Raw genomic sequence first — 15,404 nt, forward strand, 5'->3', positions numbered from 1 at the left:
AGTGCCATGTTGTCCGTATTTGTCGACGGGCGTGTAACAGCGGTTAAAGCGCTGATCCGACGCGGGAACCTCCGGGTCATGAACAACACCCCGGTCCCCCCGCTCTCCCCCCGCCCCCTTCGTCACCTCTCCGACGTACACCGCCGTGTCATGACGGCCGCACAGCTGAAGTCGCACGGCGTCGCGAACGCCGAGATGAACGAGCAGTGCCGCCCGGGCGGCCCCTGGCGGCAGATCCTCCCCGGCGTCTTCCTGCTCCACCCCGGCCGGCCGACCAGCGAGGAGCGCCTGCACGCGGTGCTGATGTACGCGGCACGGGAGCGGACCCCGGGTGTGCCGTCCCAGCCGAACGCGGGCGAGGAGCACACCGCCCCCGGCCACCCCGAGGCGGTGATCACGGGCCTCGCGGCGCTGACCCTGCACGGCTTCTCCGCCACGCCGCCGCTCACCGCGCTGGACACGATCGACGTCCTGGTCCCGCGGATGCGCCGACTGCGCTCCACCGGCTGCGCCCGCATCCTGCGCACCCCCGCGCTCCCCACGCCCCAGCAGGTGACGGGCCTCCCGGTCGCCCCGGTGCCGCGCGCCCTGGCCGACGCGGTGGCCGAACTGACGGACGCGGGCGCCGTACGCCGGCTGCTGACCGAAGCCGTCCGGGGCGGCCACTGCGAACCGGCCTCGGTGGTCCGGGAGCTGAACCAGGCGAAGCTGCTGTCACGCCCGCACGTCGTGGACGCGGTGGACTCCCTGCTCGCCGAGGGCCGCGCGATCGCGGAGGACCGCCTGTACGAGATGGTCCGCGACCACGCCCTCCCCGACCCCGTCTGGAACGTCGACCTGCGCCTGCCGGGCGGCCCCCACCTCGGCGGCCTCGACGCGTACTGGCCGGAGCACTCGGTGGCGGTCGAACTCGACACCCGGGCCCCGCGCCAGGGCGACCGGCAGGACGACGACGCCCTCTGGTCCGAGTACGCCCGCAAGCGCGAGCATCTGGAGCGCCTCGGCATCACGGTCGTCCACATCACCCCGAAGAAGCTGCGGGAGTCGATGGAACAGCAGGCGGCGGTGATCCGTACGGCACTGATGGCCGCGGTCGACCGTGAGCCGGCCGCGTATGTCGTGGTGCTGCCCCGGTAGTGACGGACCGGGAAGGCAGCACCAGGAGGGGAGAGGAGGGGCCGCGGGGCCGGGGAGCCCGGCGGCCCCTCCTCATGTCGTCAGCTGAGGTCGGGGCCGCGCGTCCCGGTACGCCCGGCCGCCGTGCCCTCTCCCTCCTCCTTGCCCTTTCCGCAGAACTCGGCCTCGACCACCGCCGCTGTGTCCCCCGACCAGTCGCCGTTGAAGTTGAAGGCGAGGGCGTGGCGGCCGTCGCGGGTCGTGACCCCCTCGGATATCGAGCCATGGATGCCGCCGCCGTGGCCCCAGACCGTGACGCCGCAGGTCAGCTTGGTCTTCATCAGGCCGAGGCCGTAGCCGTTGGCCTCGTCGACGGGGATCGTCGTGGTCATCTCGGCCAGCTGCTCGCGCGGCAGGAGCTTGCCGCGCAGGAGGGCCGAGTAGAAGCGGTTGAGGTCGGCCGAGTTGGAGATCATCTCGCCGGCCGCGTGGGCGAGCGACGGGTTGATCTTCGTGACGTCGTACGTCGGGCCCGTCGCCGTCTCCGCCAGCTTGGAGTAGGCGCGGCTACTGGGCCCCGGGACGCTCACCCGGGTGCCGGGGACGGACGTGGCGGTCAGGTGCAGGGGCTTGATGATGCGGTCGCGGACCTCCGCGCCGTAGGGGCGGCCCGTGGCCTTCTCGATCACCATGCCGGCGAGTACGAAGTTGGTGTTGGAGTAGTTCCAGGACGTCCCCGGCTCGAAGTCCGGCTTGTGGGTCATGGCGAGCGCGACCAGTTCCGCGGGCTTCTTGGTGTCGTAGCGGTGCTCGAAGAAGCCGTCCTTGAGGAAGTACGCACGGCCGAAGTCCTCGTCCGCCGTGTAGTTGTAGATGCCGCTGGTGTGGTTGAGGAGCTGGCGCAGGGTGACCCGGCTGCCGTCATGGCCGTTGCCCCGCACGACGCCCGGCAGCCACTCCTCCACGGTGTCGTCCAGCGACAGCGTGCCCTCCGCCTCCAGCTGGAGCAGCACCGTGGCGACGAAGGTCTTGGTGATGCTGCCGACCCGGTAGCGGTCGTCCGCCGAACGCGGCTTGCCCGTCTTGAGGTTGCCGACGCCCGCCGTGGCCGACCAGGTGCCGCGGCCGTCCTTCGCGGTCACCGTCACGCCGGGCACACCGGCGTCGACGGCGGCCTGCACGGCCTTGCGGGTCGGGCCGTGCCCCTCTCCGGCGGGCGCGGCCGCCACCGCGGGGACCGCCAGGGCCACGGACAGCGTCACCGCCGTCGCCGCCACGAGGGCCATGCGGGTCGTACGTACGCTCATGTCTCTCCCCCATCTGTCCGCTCACTGCGAGCGTGGTCGGGGGGAGAGACCGGGCGGGTGCGGCGAAGGTTGAGGACGGGGCGGCAGTTGAGCGCCTTTCGGCCGTTGTGCGGCTCAGGCCTTCCTCGGAACCGGTTCAGGCCTTCTTCAGGACCAGTTCCGTGTTGCGGTCCCCGCGCTCACCCGCCAGCGTCGAGCGCGCGCCGGGGGCGTTGAGGGACAGCTCGCGATAGAGGGCGGCCAGGCCCGTCTGGGAGAGTTCCGTGAAGTCGGTGGCGTGCGGGGCCGAGGACTCGATCAGGGTGGTGAACAGCGAGATCGTGCCGTCCTTGTTGTCCACCACCTCTATGATCCGGGCGAGTTGGGGGAAGTCGACGTGCGAGGCGGTGGAGATCTCCCAGAAGGAGCGGCCGCCGGAGGCCGGGTGCGGGGTGATGACGTTCTTGTGGATGTGGCCGTTCACCCAGGCCAGGACATTGCGGTGACCGCCCAGCACCTGGACCAGCTCGGCGCCGCCCACGCGCCGCTCGTTCGGGCGGGCCGGGTCGCGGCGGAGGTTGCCCATCGTCTTGCTGGTGTGGTGGCTGAAGATGATCGCGTACGAGTCCTTGTTCTCCCGCAGCGTCCGGTCCAGCCAGTTGGACTGGGCCGCCCCGATGGACCCTTCGTAGTGGCCGCCCGGGTCGGTGGTGTCGAGGCTGATGCCGATGACGTCGTCGGCGATGCGGAAGCTGTAGTACTGGGTGCCCGCGTCCAGGTTGGCCGTGGAGTAGCCGTGGCCGACGGGGCCGAGGCCGCGGAAGGCCGGGTCCAGGTGGGCCCGCACATAGTCCTTCGGCGTGAACGGCGCCCGCTTCTCGTCCGGCGTGACCGAGCGCATCGAGCGGGCGTGCGCCTTGAGGAAGTCCTTGAAGACGGTGCCCCGCGGGTCCTTGTCCTGCTTGAGGGAGTCCTGGAGCTTCTTGGCGTCCGCGGCGGAGACGTTCATCAGCTTCTTGCCGCCGACGGCCAGGTCGGTCAGGTAGGAGTCGCTGTGCGAGGCGTACGTGCCGAGCGGCATCGCGTCGTGGTTGCCGACCGTCGAGTACCAGGGGATGTTCAGGCCGGGGCTGCGCGTCTCGCGGATCGCGGCGGCGAGGAAGCCCTCGATGTGCGGGAAGCCGACCTGCTTGTCGGCGTCGCGGACGCTGTCGTCGGCCTGCCAGTACAGCTTGAGGCCGCTGTTCTGGACGCCCTCGTACTGCCGCGGGTCACCGGTGTTCGGGGTGACGCGGCCGCCGCTCATCACCGTGAGGAACCACTCCAGCTCGGACCTGCAGTTGTTGTCCGTGTTGTCGCCGGTGGTCATCGCGAAGTGGAGCGGGGCGCCGGTGACGGGGGCGCCCCGCAGGGCGTTGAGCCGCTCGACCAGCGCCACCGCGCCGGGCACGGTCAGTGCCTCCTGCGGCCGCCAGGCGTGCACGTCCGTCGAGCGCAGGTACTCCAGCCGCAGCGGGTGCTGGGCGTCGATCAGGTGCAGGTCGGTGAGCTGCACGAAGGCGGCGAGCGCCGTACGCCGCTTCGCGCGGTCCGCCTTGGGCGCGGCCAGGTCGTCACGGACGACGCGGCGCCAGCCGGGGCCGTCACCGAGCCGGCGGTACCCGGAGGTGCCGCGCGGGGTGGCGACGTTCGCAAGGGTGGTGCCTCGCGTGTACGGCGCGAGCGCGACCGGCAGCTTGCGGGAGGCGCCGACCGGGGCCTCGGCCGCGGCGTTGCCCGCACCGGCGCCCTGCGCGCTCGCGGGGCCGGCGGTGGTGGCGGCCTGGCTGTCGGTGGGCCGCAGGGTGTAACCGACCCCCGCGGAGAGGGTCACCGCACCGGTGGCGGCGAGCAGAGTACGGCGGTGGACCCCCAGCGCGGAGCTGGCGACAGAGCGTATGCGCGACATGGCGCGATCTCCCCGAGTGCGAACGCGTCGGCAGTGGTCGCGGGGCACTCGCCGAAGCGAACATCCCGCTCACTGTGGATCGTTGGCACCGGGAATGACCTGCGCATGAACAGGGCGGCAACGCGCAGCGCCGATCACCGTACGTGGATCTTGGGGCACCCTCCGCGTTCACGGCCGCTCCTCGAACGGCCGGGACGCGGTCACTCCGTGTTCATCTTTCGGGGTAGTGAAGCTATTTGCCCGCGGCCCGGATGCGTCCCGCCGCCGGTGACGCGGGCCTCGTGGACGAGGCGGACGCCGTGGTGGTCGACGCTGCGGCCGAAGCGGGCCGGGAAGACGCGGTGGGAGGAGTCGAGGCCGAGCAGGCCGGTCGGCTCGACGAGGTAGCCGGTCTCCTCCTCCACCTCCCGCACGACCGTGTCGTAGGGATCCTCGCCGTGTTCCATGCCACCGCCGGGCAGCACCCATTCGAAGCCGCCGCCGGGGACCGGGCGAGGAGGAGTTGTCCGTCACGCACGCAAATGGCGTAGGCCGCCACCCTCAACTTCTCCGGCACGTAGGGACATTAGAGGGCCGGGGGCCCGGATCGGCAGGCGATTATTCGGCTTGTGGGCGACTTGCACCTTGCAGGCGACTTGCCCCCTTAAGCCCCTCTCGCCTCGAATGAACAGCGGGTTTCCCCCATACCTCCATTTCGATTGGGTCAACTCTTCCCAAACATCCTTCCCTTGCGTAAGGCTGTGCGGTCGTCCGGGTTCACATACCGGACGACCCATGCTCCTTATCTGCAAGGGATGCCGATGACCCTCACCCCCCAGCGCGAACCGAAGCCGGGCGCGAGACGTGCGGCCCGCATAGCCGTGGCCGCAGGTCTCGTCGCCGCGCTGTCCGCAGCAGGGCCGATACCCATGGCCGTCGCCGCGGACCCCGCGCCCGCCGCGGACCCGAGTGTCAAGTCCGCGCACGACAAGCTCGGTTCGGACGACGCCGACCTGCTCGCCGAGGCGAAGTCCGACGGCGACAAGAACGTCACGATGATGATCGCGACCGCGCCCGGTCAGACCGAGAAGGTCGCCGAGCAGCTGGACGCGGTCGGCTCTGTGGGCCGCACCTACGACAAGCTCGGGTACGTCCGGGCCACCGTCCCCACCGGCAAGGCCGACTCGGCCATCGCCGCCGCGACGAAGCTCTCCTCGGTGCACGGCATCGACCTGCGCGAGGAGATACCCCTGGACGACCCCGCCGTCGACACGAAGAAGTCGACGGCCGGCAGTACCTCGTACGCCGCTCCCTCCAAGAGCACCCCGGCCGAGAACCCGTACAACCCGTCCTTCGAGACGGGCTCCGTCGACTTCGTGAAGAAGAACCCGAAGGCGGACGGCCGCGGCATCACGATCGGCATCCTCGACAGCGGTGTGGACCTCGCCCACCCGGCGCTGCAGAAGACCACCACCGGCGAGCGCAAGATCGTCGACTGGGTCACCGCCACCGACCCGCTGGTCGACAACGACCGCACCTGGCGCCCGATGGTGACCTCCGTCTCCGGGCCCACGTTCAGCTACGGCGGCAAGACCTGGACCGCGCCTGCCGGTTCCTACCAGGTCAGCACCTTCCTGGAGTCGTACACCACCGGCGGCGACGCGGCGGGCGACGCCAACCGTGACGGCGACAAGACCGACTCGTGGGGCGTGCTCTACGACGCCGCGAACGGCACGGTCCGGGTCGACCTGAACAACAACAACGACTTCGGTGACGACACCCCGATGAAGCCGTACAAGGACGGCTTCCAGATCGGGTACTTCGGCACCGACAACCCGGCCACCGATGTCGCCGAGCGGCAGCCGTTCGTCGTGCAGATCCGCAAGGACGTGCCGATGGACCCGCTGGGCGGCGACTGGGTCGGCCAGAAGCGCGACTTCGTCAACATCGGCGTCATCGAGTCCGAGCACGGCACCCACGTCGCCGGCATCACCGCCGCGAACGGCCTGTTCGGCGGGAAGATGAACGGCCAGGCGCCCGGCGCCAAGCTCGTCGCGTCCCGTGCCTGCACCTGGACCGGCGGCTGCACCAACGTCGCGCTCACCGAGGGCATGATCGACCTCGTCGTCAACCGTGGCGTCGACATCGTCAACATGTCCATCGGCGGTCTGCCGGCGCTGAACGACGGCAACAACGCCCGCGCCGAGCTGTACACGCGCCTGATCGACACCTACGGCGTCCAGCTCGTGATCTCGGCCGGCAACTCCGGCCCCGGCGCGAACACCATCGGTGACCCGGCCCTGGCCGCCAAGGTCATCTCGGTCGGCGCGACCGTCTCCAGGGAGACCTGGGCCGCCAACTACGGCTCGGTCGTGGAGAAGGAGTACGCGATGATGCCGTTCTCCTCGCGCGGTCCGCGTGAGGACGGCGGCTTCACCCCGACGCTGTCGGCGCCGGGTGCCGCGATCAACACCATCCAGACGTGGCTGCCGGGCGCCCCGGTCGCCGAGGCGGGCTACACCCTCCCGGCCGGCTACGGCATGCTCCAGGGCACCTCGATGGCGTCCCCGCAGGCCGCGGGCGCGTCCGCGCTGCTGCTGAGCGCCGCCAAGCAGAAGGGCATCGATCTGACGCCCGCGAAGCTTCGCACCGCGCTCACCTCGACCGCCGACCACATCAAGAGTGTTCAGGCGTACGAGGAGGGGGCCGGCCTCATCAACGTCCCGGACGCCTGGGACTCCATCCGTGACGGCGCGACCGCCCACGAGTACACGGTGAAGGCGCCGGTCGACACCGCGATCGACCAGTTCCTGAAGACCCCGGGCTTCGGCACGGGCGTCTACGACCGTGAGGGCGGCCTCAAGGCCGGGCAGAAGAAGACGTACGACGTCACGATCACCCGTACGTCCGGCGCGGACAAGGCGATCCGGCACGAGCTGCACTTCGAGAACAACGCCGGAGGCACCTTCAAGATCGTCGGCTCCGACGAGATCAGCCTCGGCCTGAACAAGCCGGTCACCGTCAAGGTCTCCGCGAAGCCCTCCTCGGCGGGCATCAAGAGTGCGATCCTGGAGGTCGACGACCCGCGCACCGAGGGCATCGACAAGCTGGTCCTCAACACGGTCGTGGTCTCGGCGCCGCTGAAGTACACGTACTCCGCGTCCGGTACGACCCAGCGCAACAGCAACAAGTCGTACTTCGTGACCGTCCCCGAGGGCGCGAAGTCGCTGGAGGTCGCGATCGGCGGGCTCAAGGACAAGAGCCAGACCCGGTTCATCGCCATCCACCCGTACGGCGTCCCGTCGGACACCACCGGCACCCCGTACTGCTACAACAACTACCTCGACGGCAACGGCTGCAAGCCGGACGTGCGTTCCTACGCCGACCCGCAGCCCGGCGTCTGGGAGATCGAGGTCGAGTCGCGCCGTACGTCGCCGCTGCTCGACAACCCGTTCAAGCTGGACGTCACCGTCCTCGGCGCGGCCTTCGACCCGGAGACCGTGACCGTGCCCGAGGCCAAGGTCGGCACCCCGGCCGCCGCCTCCTGGAAGGTGACCAACAACTACGCCGCGATCGACGGCAAGCTGGCCGGCGGCCCGCTCGGCTCGTCGAAGGCGGCCCGTCCGACCATCGCCGAGGGTGCCACGCAGACCACCACGGTCGAGGTGCCCGAGGGCGCGACCTCGCTCGACGTCTCCATCGGCAACGTCTCCGACGCCGCCGCCGACCTCGACCTGGCCGTCTACGACGCGGCCGGCACCGAGGTCGGCAGCTCCGCCGACGGCGACTCGGAGGAGGCGGTCTCGATCGCGAAGCCGGCCGCCGGGAAGTACAGCATCGAGGTCATCGGCTACTCGGTGCCGGCGGGCTCGACGGCGTACGACTACCTGGACGTGTTCTTCTCCCCCGCGCTCGGCACCGTCACGGTGGACGACTCGCCGGTGAAGCTCGGTACGGGTGCCACGGCCACGGTCGCCGGCAGCGTCACGGCGCTGGCGCCCGCGCCGGAGGGCCGTGAGTTCTTCGGCCAGGTGCAGCTGCTCAACGCCCGTGGCACGGTCGCGGGCCTGGGCAACGTGAAGATCGAGAAGGTCACGCCGTAGTGGCGTAGTACGGCTGCCGTACGGCGGTGAGGGCGGGCGTCCGGTTACGGGCGCCCGCCCTTCGCCGTCAGCAGGTGAGCCCCCGCGACTCGGCCAGCGAGCCGGTGATCCAGGCCCGTTCGGGGGCGATGTTCTTCTCGCCCACGGCCCAGAAGTCGGGTTGGCGGGCGCCCTGCGGGATGCCGATGAGCACCTGGTCGCCCTCGCGCAGGCCCGGGACGAGGTTCTCGTCGACCACGAAGGCCAGCTCCTGCTCGCCCTTGTCCGGCTTGTAGTAGCGGGTCATGTGCAGGGTGACGCGGATCGAGCCGGTACCGGCGAGCTGTTCGACGGAGGTGGCCCTCCCCTCGGCCACCAGGCGGGAACAGGCGAGGTAGCGGGGGCTGCCGAAGGCGAGGTCGGCGGCAGCGGAGGCGTCTTCCTTCGCGGCGCTGCCGGAGTCCGCCCCCGAAGACATGCTGTCGCCGCCGCCGGCCTGTGTCAGCAGCCAGCCCATGCCGACCAGCACGGACGCGGCGGCCGCCACGGCGAGGCTGCCGAGGGCGACGGTGAACATGCGGCGCCGGGTGCGGGAGGGCTGTCGTACGGGGGCGGGTTCCGGGGCCGGCTCGGGCGCCGGTGACGCGGGCATCGGCTCGCTGAGCGCGTGCCCGATGATCCCCAGCTGCTCGCGCAGCAGCGCCACATCGGCCGCCGCGGTCCGGTGCTCCGCCATGAAGGCGGCGTCCGCGCGGGCCTCGTCGGTGAGCGGCTCGCCGGTGATCGCGGCCATCAGCGCGTCGACGCCGCCGCGCCCGTCGTCGTAGCCGTCGCGGCCGGTACGGTCTTCGTTCTCGGCGGTCACGTCACACCACCTCGTCCTCGTGCAGGCGGGCGCGCAGAGCCCGTACCGCCGTGTGCAGCCTGCTCTTGACCGTGCCCTCCGGGATGCCGAGCTCCTCGGCGATGTCGCGGACCGGAAGGTCGCCGTAGAACCGCAGGACCAGGACCTGGCGCTGGTTGTCGGGCAGTTCGTCCAGGCCCCGGGCGACGGCGAGGGAGAGCAGGCTGGTGTCCTCGCCGGAGGGGTGTTCGAGCTGGCGCAGGGAGGCGAGCCGCTCCCCGAGCCGCTCCTGGCGCTTCTTGGCCCGGTGCCAGTCCATGGCGAGGTTGGAGGCGACGACCGCCGCCCACGCCGACACGTCCCGCGGCGCCTCGCGGCCACTGGCGGCCCGCTCCAGCAGCCGCAGACGGACCTGCTGCACCCCGTCCGGCAGGTCCGTCTGCGGCACTCCGCCCAGGGCGAGCACTGCCCGCACCCGGCGCTCCTGGGCCGCGTCCAGCGGATCGTCCGGTACGTCCCGGACGGCACCGCCCCCCTGGTCGCGGCGGGCCCTTCTGCGCAGCACAGCCACCCCTCCCCTCCCCGTGTGGTGACTGTGACGCCGTGGTGCGGCAAAACGTTCGGCCGGATGCCCGGCAATTTTTCGGCGCCGGACGGAGTTGTACGTCACACCGCCGCGTAGCCCGGTCGCCGGTGGGCAGGCGAGCTTGCGGCGCCGGGCGGCCGTAGGGCGAATTTCTCCAGCTCAGCATGGGTGTGAGCCGTAGAAGCGGTGCCGCACCCGGTGCCCGTCGCGTCCCATTGGCCGGTCATCCATGCCAAACAATTGGACAGGCGGACCGAGGCTGACCGCATGATGGAAACGCCTCGGCCATGCAGCAGTCACAGACAAGCCACGTAGAAGGAGTCGCCGTGAGGGTCGGAATCGTCGGAGCCACCGGTCAGGTCGGCACGGTCATGCGCAGGATCCTCAAGGAGCGCGACTTCCCGGTCACCGAGCTGCGCCTGTTCGCCTCGGCCCGCTCGGCCGGCTCGCAGCTCGACGGCGTGACCGTGGAGGACGCGTCGACGGCCGACTACACCGGCCTGGACATCGTCCTGTTCTCGGCGGGCGGCTCGACCTCGAAGGCCCTCGCCCCGAAGGTCGCCTCGCAGGGCGCCGTCGTGATCGACAACTCCTCGGCCTGGCGCCGCGACCCCGAGGTCCCGCTGGTCGTCTCCGAGGTGAACCCGCACGCGATCACCGACCGCCCCAAGGGCATCATCGCCAACCCGAACTGCACGACGATGGCCGCGATGCCGGTGCTGAAGCCGCTGCACGCCGAGGCCGGCCTGGAGGCGCTGGTCGTCGCCACGTACCAGGCGGTGTCGGGCTCGGGTCTCGCCGGCGTCGACGAGCTGTTCGAGCAGGTCAAGAAGGTCGGGGACGACGCGCCCAAGCTGACCCACGACGGCTCCGCGGCGGAGTTCCCCGAGCCGCACAAGTACGTCGCGCCGATCGCGTACAACGTCCTGCCGATGGCCGGCTCGATCGTCGACGACGGTCTGCACGAGACCGACGAGGAGCAGAAGCTCCGTCACGAGTCCCGCAAGATCCTCGAGGTCCCGGAGCTGAAGGTCTCCGGCACCTGCGTGCGCGTCCCGGTCTTCTCCGGCCACTCCCTCCAGGTCAACGCACGCTTCGCCCGCCCGATCAGCGTGGAGCGCGCCAAGGAGCTGCTGGCCGGCGCCCCCGGCGTGGCCCTCTCCGACGTCCCGAACCCGCTGCAGGCGGCCGGCCAGGACCCGTCGTACGTCGGCCGCATCCGTGCCGACGAGACGGTCGAGCACGGCCTCGCCCTCTTCCTCTCCAACGACAACCTCCGCAAGGGCGCCGCGCTGAACGCGGTGCAGATCGCGGAGCTGGTGGCGGCGGAGCTGAAGGGCTGACGCCCGGACCCACGTCGAGAGGGGCGCCCGCCGGTGGACGGTGGGCGCCCCTCTCGTTGTGCTGATTCCGGTATCTATCCCCTGCGCACCTCGTAGAGGAAGCACCCGTACTCCACGGCCCGCACATGGACGAACGCCACACCCGGGTCGGCGAACGCCTCCGCGAACGCCCTCTCGAAGTCTCCCGGCTCCACCAGCCGCCCCCCGAGGATCCGCCCGTCCCCCGAGTAGCGGCGGACGGTCCGGTGGGCGCCTGCGAAGGGCAGCGCGTCCCCGTCCGGGCCCCCGCACTCCTCGGCGTGGATGAACACCGGCCCCTGCTCGTCGTAGGCCCCGGGATCGACCCCGGTCTCGGCCGCCCGGCGCCGCTGCGGGGCGTACGAGACGAGGGCGATGCGCTCGCCGGGGGCGCTGCGGCGCAGGCAGCAGCGCAGGGGCGCCCCGCCCTCCTCATCGGTCACGGGAACCGTCCGGCGTCCCGCGTCGTCAGCAGAGCGAAGCTCCTTCAGGGCCGTCGGATCGATGGGGTGTGCCAGATGGGTCGTCATGCCTCCAGCGTCACGCGCGTACGTCCCGCCCACCGGCGGTAAACGGACATCGCGCTCCGTGCAGGTCCCATGGAAGGATGACCGAACCCACACATATCGAGGAGATGACCGCGTGCCTGGCACAAACCTGACTCGCGAAGAGGCGCAGCAGCGGGCGAAGCTGCTGACCGTTGACTCGTACGAGATCGATCTCGACCTCTCCGGCGCGCAGGAGGGCGGTACCTACAGGTCCGTGACCACGGTGCGCTTCGATGTCGCGGAGAACGGCGCCGACTCCTTCATCGACCTCGTGGCCCCGGCCGTCCACGAGGTGACCCTCAACGGCGACGCGCTCGACGCGAGCGAGGTCTTCGAGGACTCCCGCATCGCGCTGCCCGGCCTGCTGGCGGGCCGCAACGTCCTGCGGGTCGTCGCCGACTGCGCGTACACCAACACCGGCGAGGGCCTGCACCGGTTCGTCGACCCGGTCGACCAGCAGGCGTACCTGTACACCCAGTTCGAGGTCCCGGACGCCCGCCGCGTCTTCGCGTCCTTCGAGCAGCCCGACCTGAAGGCCACCTTCCAGTTCACCGTGAAGGCCCCCGAGGGCTGGACGGTGATCTCCAACTCGCCCACTCCGGAGCCCCAGGACAGCGTCTGGTCCTTCGAGCCGACGCCGCGTATCTCGACCTACATCACGGCGCTCATCGTCGGCCCGTACCACTCCGTGCACAGCGTCTACGAGAAGGACGGCCAGTCCGTCCCGCTCGGCATCTACTGCCGGCCCTCGCTCGCCGAGTACCTCGATTCGGACGCGATCTTCGAGGTGACCCGGCAGGGCTTCGACTGGTTCCAGGAGAAGTTCGACTACGCGTACCCGTTCGAGAAGTACGACCAGCTCTTCGTGCCGGAGTTCAACGCGGGCGCGATGGAGAACGCGGGCGCGGTGACCATCCGCGACCAGTACGTCTTCCGGTCCAAGGTGACGGGCGCGGCGTACGAGGGGCGTGCGGAGACCATCCTGCACGAGCTGGCCCACATGTGGTTCGGCGACCTGGTCACCATGGAGTGGTGGAACGACCTGTGGCTGAACGAGTCGTTCGCCACCTACACCTCCATCGCCTGCCAGGCGCACCACACCGAGTCGCGCTGGCCGCAGGCGTGGACGACGTTCGCGAACCAGATGAAGACGTGGGCGTACCGCCAGGACCAGCTGCCGTCGACGCACCCGATCATGGCGGAGATCCGCGACCTGGACGACGTGCTCGTCAACTTCGACGGCATCACCTACGCCAAGGGCGCCTCGGTCCTCAAGCAGCTCGTGGCGTATGTCGGCCAGGACGAGTTCTTCCGCGGCGTGCAGGCGTACTTCAAGCGGCACGCGTTCGGCAACACGCGTCTGTCCGACCTGCTGGGCGCCCTGGAGGAGACCTCCGGCCGTGACCTGAAGACCTGGTCGAAGCAGTGGCTGCAGACGGCGGGCATCAACGTCCTGCGGCCCGAGATCGAGACGGACGCCGACGGTGTGATCACGTCCTTCGCGATCCGCCAGGAGGCCCCGGCGCTGCCGGCCGGCGCCAAGGGCGAGCCGACCCTGCGCCCGCACCGCATCGCGGTGGGCCTGTACAACCTGGATGCCGGCACCGGCAAGCTGGTGCGCGACGAGCGCCTCGAGCTGGACGTGGACGGCGAACTCACCGCCGTACCGCAGCTGTCGGGCACGCGCCGCCCGGATGTCGTCCTCCTCAACGACGACGACCTGTCGTACGCGAAGGTCCGCCTGGACGAGGAGTCCCTCGCGTTCGTGACGGACCACCTCGGCGACTTCGACGCCTCCCTCCCCCGGGCTCTGTGCTGGGCGTCCTCCTGGGACATGACGCGCGACGCCGAGCTCGCCACCCGCGACTACCTCTCGCTGGTCCTGTCGGGCATCGGCAAGGAGTCCGACATCGGTGTCGTGCAGTCGCTGCAGCGCCAGGTGAAGCTGGCGATCGAGCTGTACGCCGCCCCGGGCACCCGCGAGGCCCTGCTGACCCGCTGGACGGACGCCACGCTGGCCCATCTGCGCGCCGCCGAGGCGGGCAGCGACCACCAGCTGGCGTGGGCACGGGCGTTCGCGGCGACGGCCCGTACGCCGGAGCAGCTCGACCTGCTGGAGGGCCTGCTGGACGGTTCCCAGACGATCGAGGGGCTGGCCGTCGACACGGAGCTGCGCTGGGCGTTCGTCCAGCGTCTGGCGGCCGTGGGCCGCTTCGACGAGGCGGAGATCGCGGGCGAGTACGAGCGGGACAAGACGGCCGCAGGCGAGCGCCACGCCGTCACGGCCCGCGCCGCCCGGCCGACCGCGGAGGCCAAGGCCGAGGCCTGGTCGTCGGTCATCGACTCCGACAAGCTGCCGAACTCCCTGCAGGAAGCGGTCATCGTCGGCTTCGTCCAGACCGACCAGCGCGAGCTGCTGGCTCCCTACGGGGACACGTTCTTCGAGGTGGTCAAGGACATCTGGGACGCCCGCTCCCACGAGATGGCCCAGCAGATCGCCGTCGGCCTCTACCCGACGATCCAGGTCTCCGAGGACACCCTTCGCAAGACGGACGCCTGGCTGACCTCGGCCGAGCCGAACGCGGCCCTGCGACGCCTGATCTCCGAGTCCCGGTCGGGTGTTGAGCGCGCGCTGAAGGCGCAGGCTGCGGACGCGGCGGCGGAGCTGTAACCGACGTCGTACGACCGTTCTTAGGGGGCGCCCGGTACACCACCGGGCGCCCCCGGTCGTCCCGCCCTCAGCCGAGCCCCGCGGCAGCGGCCTCCAGAGCTGACAGCACCCTCCCCACCGCGGCCCCCGCCTCGCTCCCCCTGCGCACCGCGGCCACCACGTGCCGCACCGGCCGCTGCTCCCCCACCTCCCGCATCACGACCCCGCCCCTGGCCACCGCGGCCATCCGCGGCACCAGCGCCACCCCCATTCCCGCCTCGACCATCGCCAGGATCGCCGTCCACCCGGCGGCCGAGTGCCCCTGCCGGGCGCTGAACCCGGCGGCCTCGCACGCCCCGCGCGTGATGTCCGACCACGGCCCGCTGCCGCCGAAGATCCACTCCTCCGCGGCGAGATCGGCGAGCCGCACCTGCTCGGCCTGCGCCAGCCGGTGGCCCGGGGGCAGGGCGACGTCCAGTGGGTCCACGAGCAGCGTCACCCGGGTGAAGCGCGGGTCGCCCACCGTCGGTGCCTGCGCCGCGAGGGACAGGGCGAGGTCCACCTCCCCGCCGGCCAGCAGCTCGTACGCCTCCTGCGCCTCGGCCTCGCGCACTCGTACGGTCACTCCGGGATGCGTCTGACGCAACGCCCGCACCGCCGGTACGACCAGTGCCGGCACGGCCGTGGAGAAGGCGCCCACCCGCACCTCCCCGACCTCACCGTGCACATACGCCGCCAACTCGGCGTCCGCCCGCTCCAATTGCTCGAACACGGCCTCGGCGTGCCGCAGCACCAGCCGGGCCGCGTCCGTCAGCCGCACCCGCCGCCCCTGCGCCTCCAGCAACGGCACCCCGACCTGCCGGGCGAGATTCGTCAGCTGCTGCGACACCGCCGACGGCGTCATCCGCAGCGCCTCGGCGGTCGCCGTCACTGTGCCCCGCTCCCGAAGCGTCCGCAGGATCTGCAGCTTGCGGATGTCCCACTCGACCATGGCGGCAACCTAT

At 71.0% G+C, this 15,404-nt stretch carries 10 protein-coding genes and 1 pseudogene; 4 read left to right on the top strand and 7 right to left on the bottom strand.

Annotated elements, in window-relative coordinates:
* Nucleotides 1-78 precede the first annotated feature (78 nt).
* Nucleotides 79-1,137 carry a hypothetical protein gene (locus ACZ7M7_RS05540; RefSeq protein ID WP_472113032.1) on the top strand — a complete coding sequence of 353 codons (1,059 nt, stop codon included), beginning with the start codon at nt 79-81 and terminating at the stop codon, nt 1,135-1,137.
* Between the two features lie 80 nt (nt 1,138-1,217).
* Here the strand turns inward: ACZ7M7_RS05540 and ACZ7M7_RS05545 are convergent, their stop codons facing one another.
* From ACZ7M7_RS05545 to ACZ7M7_RS05555, 3 genes and pseudogenes are all read right to left on the bottom strand, one after another.
* Nucleotides 1,218-2,423 (bottom strand): serine hydrolase domain-containing protein, encoded by a 1,206-nt coding sequence (locus ACZ7M7_RS05545; RefSeq protein WP_472113035.1) that lies wholly within the window; start codon nt 2,421-2,423, stop codon nt 1,218-1,220.
* 136 nt (nt 2,424-2,559) lie between these two features.
* Nucleotides 2,560-4,350, bottom strand: coding sequence for a TIGR03767 family metallophosphoesterase (locus tag ACZ7M7_RS05550; protein WP_472113039.1), 1,791 nt, complete (start codon nt 4,348-4,350; stop codon nt 2,560-2,562).
* A 260-nt stretch (nt 4,351-4,610) separates the two neighbouring features.
* Nucleotides 4,611-4,906 (bottom strand): annotated as a pseudogene (locus ACZ7M7_RS05555) (NUDIX domain-containing protein); the annotation flags it as partial.
* Between the two features lie 244 nt (nt 4,907-5,150).
* Between ACZ7M7_RS05555 and ACZ7M7_RS05560 the strand changes: the two are divergent.
* A complete protein-coding gene (locus ACZ7M7_RS05560; protein WP_472113042.1) occupies nt 5,151-8,432 on the top strand; it encodes a S8 family serine peptidase in 3,282 nt (1,093 codons plus the stop codon).
* Nucleotides 8,433-8,499: 67 nt separating this feature from the next.
* On the opposite strand, the gene ACZ7M7_RS05565 is transcribed toward ACZ7M7_RS05560, so the two are convergent.
* Both ACZ7M7_RS05565 and ACZ7M7_RS05570 read right to left on the bottom strand, forming a co-directional pair.
* Nucleotides 8,500-9,276, bottom strand: a complete 777-nt coding sequence (locus tag ACZ7M7_RS05565; protein WP_472113044.1) for a hypothetical protein — start codon at nt 9,274-9,276, stop codon at nt 8,500-8,502.
* A gap of 1 nt (nt 9,277) precedes the next feature.
* Nucleotides 9,278-9,826 (bottom strand): RNA polymerase sigma factor, encoded by a 549-nt coding sequence (locus tag ACZ7M7_RS05570; RefSeq protein ID WP_383624813.1) that lies wholly within the window; start codon nt 9,824-9,826, stop codon nt 9,278-9,280.
* A 341-nt stretch (nt 9,827-10,167) separates the two neighbouring features.
* Here ACZ7M7_RS05570 and ACZ7M7_RS05575 point away from each other — a divergent pair, with 341 nt between their 5' ends.
* Entirely contained in the window at nt 10,168-11,184 is a 1,017-nt protein-coding gene (locus ACZ7M7_RS05575) for an aspartate-semialdehyde dehydrogenase (RefSeq protein ID WP_383614150.1), read from the top strand.
* A 74-nt stretch (nt 11,185-11,258) separates the two neighbouring features.
* On the opposite strand, the gene ACZ7M7_RS05580 is transcribed toward ACZ7M7_RS05575, so the two are convergent.
* Nucleotides 11,259-11,732, bottom strand: coding sequence for a DUF1203 domain-containing protein (locus ACZ7M7_RS05580; protein WP_472113048.1), 474 nt, complete (start codon nt 11,730-11,732; stop codon nt 11,259-11,261).
* Nucleotides 11,733-11,844: 112 nt separating this feature from the next.
* Here ACZ7M7_RS05580 and pepN point away from each other — a divergent pair, with 112 nt between their 5' ends.
* Complete coding sequence (pepN, locus tag ACZ7M7_RS05585; RefSeq protein ID WP_383614156.1) at nt 11,845-14,421, top strand: aminopeptidase N; 2,577 nt, start codon at nt 11,845-11,847, stop codon at nt 14,419-14,421.
* 67 nt (nt 14,422-14,488) lie between these two features.
* On the opposite strand, the gene ACZ7M7_RS05590 is transcribed toward pepN, so the two are convergent.
* Complete coding sequence (locus tag ACZ7M7_RS05590) at nt 14,489-15,391, bottom strand: LysR family transcriptional regulator (protein WP_472113052.1); 903 nt, start codon at nt 15,389-15,391, stop codon at nt 14,489-14,491.
* Between the last annotated feature and the right edge of the window lie 13 nt (nt 15,392-15,404).

The organism is Streptomyces sp. NPDC111606 (assembly GCF_055656945.1).